This window comes from Micromonospora sp. NPDC003776, assembly GCF_053605645.1.
The window spans coordinates 1-4,584 of the sequence record NZ_JBSGJR010000559.1 but is presented as its reverse complement, the minus strand read 5'-3'; the positions used below and the strand labels follow the sequence as shown (position 1 = coordinate 4,584).

Below are 4,584 nucleotides of genomic sequence, written 5' to 3'. Positions count from 1 at the left end.
TTTACAGGTGCCGGCGGAGGAAGTCCAGCTCCAGCCGGAGCAGCCGCTCGGCGATCCCGCCGGCGGCCATGTGACTGGCTCCGGTCAGCGGCAGCACCGCGTGCGGCCGGCCGGCCGCCAGCAGCGCCGCCGAGAGCCGCAGCGTGTGCGCCGCCACCACGTTGTCGTCGACCAGGCCGTGCACCAGCAGCATCGGCCGGGCCTGCGCCGGGTCGCCGACCGGCTCCGCGGCCAGCTCCACCAGCGAGTGGTGCGCGTACACGTCCATCCCGTCGTCCGGCATCCCCAGGTAGCGCTCGCTGTACGCGGTGTCGTACAGGGTCCAGTCGGTGACCGGCGCGCCGACGACCGCGCAGCGGAACAGCTCCGGGTGACGCAGCACCGCCAGCCCGGCCAGCCAGCCGCCGAACGACCAGCCGCGCACCGCCACCCGGGCCAGGTCCAGATCCGGGTGCTTGCCGGCCAGCGCGGTCAGGGCGTCCACCTGGTCGGTGAGGATCACGTCGGCCACCCGCCGGTGGATCGCCTTCTCGAACGAGGGGGCGATGCCCGGGGTGCCCCGGTTGTCGACGGTCACCACCGCGAAGCCCCGGTCGGCCCACCACTGCCGCTCCAGCCAGGCGGCCCGCGCGGCGACCACCTCCTGGTGCCCCGGCCCGCCGTAGATGTCCAGCAGCACCGGCAGCTTCGTGCCCTTCACGTGCTCGCTCGGGTAGAGCACCGCGCTCGGCAGCCGCCGGTCGGTCACCCGCACCAGCATCGGTCGCGGCGCGTACGGCGGGTTGGCGGCCAGCGAGCGCAGCTCGCCCACCTCCCGGTCGCCGTGCCACACCCGCCAGCGGGTGCCGGGGTGCTCCAGCGAGGCCATCCCGACCACCAGGGTGGCGCCGCCGATCGCGGCGGTGTGCCAGCCCGGGTCGCTGCCCATCCGCCGGGCGTCCACCCCGCCGCCGATCACCGTCCGGACCCGGTAGAGGTGCCGCTGGCTCGGCTCGCCCTCACTCGCCTCCACCAGCAGGTCCGCCGGGCCGCCTTCGCCGGCGGGCAGCCGCCCCACCACCCGCCGGACGTAGAGCGAGGGCGGGGTGAGAAGCGTGCCGTCGGCGAAGAGGCAGCGGGCGTCGTAGCCGTCGTGAGCCAGCTCGCCGCCGACCAGCACCCGCCCGTCGGGCAGGTGGGCCGGGGTGCCCGGGATCGGCTCCACCCAGCGCGGGTCGGCCAGCTCGGCGTGCACCTGGGTCTCCCCGGTACGCGGGTCCACGGCGAGCACCAGGCCGTGCTGCTGCGACCGGCGCAGCACGGTGATCAGCGGCCCGCCGTCCGCCCAGTCGACCGAGGTGAGGTACGGGTAGGTCTCCCGGTCCCAGTGCACGTCGACCCAGCCGCCGTCGAGGTCCAGCAGGTGCAGGCTGACCTCGGCGTTCGGTCCACCCGCCCGGGGGTACGCGACGGTGGCCGGGGGGCTCTCCGGATCCGCCGGGTCGTGCAGGTACCAGCGGGCCAGCCGCGACTCGTCCACCCGGGCGGCCAGCACCGCGCGGCCGTCCGGCGCCCACCAGTAGCCCCGGTACCGGTGGAACTCCTCCGCCGCGATGTGCTCGGCGAGCCCCCAGGTCACGCCGCTGTCCTCCCCGGCGAGGAGGTTGTCCGTGCCGTCCGGTTCCACCACCCGCAGCTGGCCCCGGCGGACCCCCTCGGCGGCGTCGGTGACGTACGCGAGCCGCTCGCCGGTCGGGTCCGGGCGCGGGTCGATCACCGGGCCGACCGCGGTCACCTCGACCACGTCGCCGTGCACCAGGTCGGCCCGGAACAGCCGACCGGCCAGCGCGAACGCGGCCACCCGGCCGGCCCCGTCCAGGGCGTACGAACCGATGCCGGCGGACGCCAGCCGCAGCCGCTCGCGCAGCGCCCGCTCACCCGGCGACAGCGCGGTCGGGTCGCCGTCCGAGCCGAGCAGCACCGCCGGGTCGGCCACCAGCCGCTCCTCGCCGGAGGCGACGTCGAGCAGCCAGAGCGCGTCCGCGGGGTCCTCCGGTCCCGAGGAGCGCAGGAAGATCACCCGGGAGCCGTCGTCCGCGACGGAGACGGCGCGCGGCGCCCCGTGGCTGAACCGACGGGTACGGGCGGCCAGCTCGGGAAAGTCCACGCCTCGGATCGTAGGCGCGCGCCCGGCGTGATGTGGCCGACCTGCGCGGACGCGTAACCCATGGTGGGACAGGACCGCCGGTTAGAGTGACGGTCGTGACGACGCTGCCCGATCGACGCCTTCTGCTGGTCCACGCGCACCCCGACGACGAGTCCATCGGCACCGGCTCGACGATGGCGCACTACGCCGCCGCCGGGGCCCACGTCACGCTGGTGACCTGCACGCTGGGCGAGGAGGGCGAGATCCACGTACCCGAGCTGACCCAGCTCGCGGCGGCCGAGGCCGACCAGCTCGGCGGGTACCGGATCGGCGAGCTGGCCGCGGCCTGCGCCGCGCTCGGCGTCACCGACCACCGCTTCCTCGGCGGCGCCGGCCGCTACCGCGACTCGGGCATGATGGGCCTGGCCACCAACGAGCACCCGCGGGCCTTCTGGCAGGCCGACCTCGACGAGGCCGCCGGCCACCTGCTGGGCGTGATCCGGGAGGTCCGCCCGCAGGTCCTGGTCACCTACGACCCGAACGGCTTCTACGGCCACCCGGACCACATCCAGGCGCACCGGGTGGCGATGCGGGCGGTGCAGCTCGCCGACGCCGAGGGGATCGCCCCGGCCAAGGTCTACTGGACGGCGATGCCGCGCAGCGTGCTGGAGGCCGGGCTGAACCACTTCGTGGAGTCCTCGGACAACCCCTTCGCCGGCATCGACAGCGTGGACGAGTTGCCCTTCGGCACCCCGGACCCGGAGATCGCGGCGCGGATCGACGCCGCCGACCAGCACGCGGCCAAGGAGGCGGCGATGCGGGCGCACGGCACCCAGATCCCGGCGACCTCCTGGCTCTACGCGATCGCCGGCAACTTCGGCGCCGAGTTCATGGGCGTGGAGTACTTCACCCTCGCGGTCGGCGAGAAGGGCCCGGGCAACGGCCCGTACGGGTGGGAGGACGACCTCTTCGCCGGGCTGCCGCTGGACCGGCCGGACCGGTCCCCGGTCGCGGCGGCCGGTCTCCGGTGACGCTCCCCGCCGTACCGATGTCGGTCGCCCCCGAGCAGCAGCCCGCCGCGCCGCCCGAGCGGCCGTCGCGGGCGCTCGACGTCGCGCTGCGGGTCGCCGGGGGCGTGGTGGTGGTCTGGGCCGGGGTACTCGCCGCGGTGCTGGAGCTGATCTTCGCCACCGGCGCCTGGGAGCTGGTCAAGGGCCGCTCCGGTGTGGCCAAGGCCCTGGTGGGCCTCTCGGGCACGGTGGGTGGGGTGGTCGGGGTGATCGCACTGACCGCCCTGCTCGGCTGGTTCGCGCACGCTGCCGTCGGGACCCGATGGGCCGTGGCGCTGGCCGCCGTGCCCTGGTTCGTGGTGATCGTCGCCGGTGGCATCCGGACCACCGAGGGAGACCTCGCGCTCACCGGCGACAACGTCCTGGGCCTGGCGCTGGTGGTGGCGGGCGCGGTCACCTTCGCCGTGCTCGGCTTCCGGCAGCTGGTGGCCCCGCCGCCGGCCGATTGAGGGCAGACGGCACACAGGGAGCGGTGGTACATATTCCTGCCAGGAGCCTGCCGTGGGGGCGGGCGGACGGCGGGAGGCCTGCGATGAGGGAGCGGTGGCGCGCGATCGGCGTGCCGGCGGCAGCGCTGTTCTTGGTCAACGTGGTGGCGCGGCTGGTGGACCGGTTCGCCTTCCCGGACAACGACACCGCCACCGACCGGATCACCCTGGTGATGTTCGTGGTGATCGGGCTGGTGCTGGCCGTGCTCGCCTTCCGCTGGGGCCGGGACCGCCCGGTCGGCCGGTGGGCGGCCGACCTGGCCGCCGCCGTCGCCGTGGCGCTCGCGCTGACCCTCTTCGTCGGTCCGCTGCTGGTCGGCAAGAGCCCGTTCGCCGACGGCGCGGGGTTCTTCTTCGCCCAGATCTGGCTCTACCTGGCGGCCACGGCGGCCGGCGTGCTGGTGGGCTTCCTGACCCTCACCGCGCTCGGCCGGGATCACCGCTCCCAGCAGCTCAAGCGGTACGCCGAGCTGAAGGCCGCCAAGCCGCGCAAGGTGGTCCGCCGCTGAGCGCCGGGGTGCCGCCCGGACGAGCGGCACCCCGATCGCGTTCGACGGTCAGCGCCCGGCGGTGCCGGGAAGCGGCGGCGTGTCGACCGATTCGTCGGCCGCCGCGGTGACCATGGTGCCGTCGGGCGTGACGACCTGATCCACCCCGGTCACCTCGGGCGGCACCATCGAGGTGACCCGGTCCGCCGTCTCCATGGTCCGTGCCGGCCCGGAGCGGGACCCGTCGCCGGCGGTCCGCACCGGCTGCCGGTCGCGGGCCTCGCCGCCCGACCGGGGCTGGGGTACCGGGCCGCCCGTGGCGGCTCCGGCGTCCGGCCCGCCCGGCCGGTCGCCGCTCGACCCTGGGCGGTCGCGCGTGCCGGCTGGTCTCCTCGATGGCGCACAGCGCCCGC

General features: G+C 75.5%; 5 protein-coding genes. 3 read left to right on the top strand and 2 right to left on the bottom strand.

The features are described from left to right. Position 1: 1 nt before the first annotated feature. Positions 2-2,146: a prolyl oligopeptidase family serine peptidase gene (locus tag ACWEVO_RS30805; RefSeq protein ID WP_452310975.1), complete on the bottom strand. Its 2,145-nt coding sequence runs from the start codon at positions 2,144-2,146 to the stop codon at positions 2-4. Between the two features lie 86 nt (positions 2,147-2,232). Between ACWEVO_RS30805 and mshB the strand changes: the two genes are divergently transcribed. The 3 genes from mshB to ACWEVO_RS30790 all read left to right on the top strand — a co-directional run bounded on the left by mshB (position 2,233) and on the right by ACWEVO_RS30790 (position 4,192). Then, positions 2,233-3,156, top strand: a complete 924-nt coding sequence (gene mshB, locus ACWEVO_RS30800) for an N-acetyl-1-D-myo-inositol-2-amino-2-deoxy-alpha-D-glucopyranoside deacetylase (protein ID WP_452310974.1) — start codon at positions 2,233-2,235, stop codon at positions 3,154-3,156. Positions 3,157-3,173: 17 nt separating this feature from the next. After that, the gene (locus tag ACWEVO_RS30795) at positions 3,174-3,644 is read left to right on the top strand and encodes a hypothetical protein (protein ID WP_452310973.1); all 471 of its coding nucleotides are present in this window, start codon (positions 3,174-3,176) and stop codon (positions 3,642-3,644) included. Positions 3,645-3,727: 83 nt separating this feature from the next. Continuing rightward, positions 3,728-4,192: a hypothetical protein gene (locus ACWEVO_RS30790; protein ID WP_452310972.1), complete on the top strand. Its 465-nt coding sequence runs from the start codon at positions 3,728-3,730 to the stop codon at positions 4,190-4,192. A gap of 48 nt (positions 4,193-4,240) precedes the next feature. On the opposite strand, the gene ACWEVO_RS30785 is transcribed toward ACWEVO_RS30790, so the two are convergent. Further along, the coding region (locus ACWEVO_RS30785) for a hypothetical protein (RefSeq protein ID WP_452310971.1) at positions 4,241-4,584 on the bottom strand (344 nt) is incomplete at its 5' end.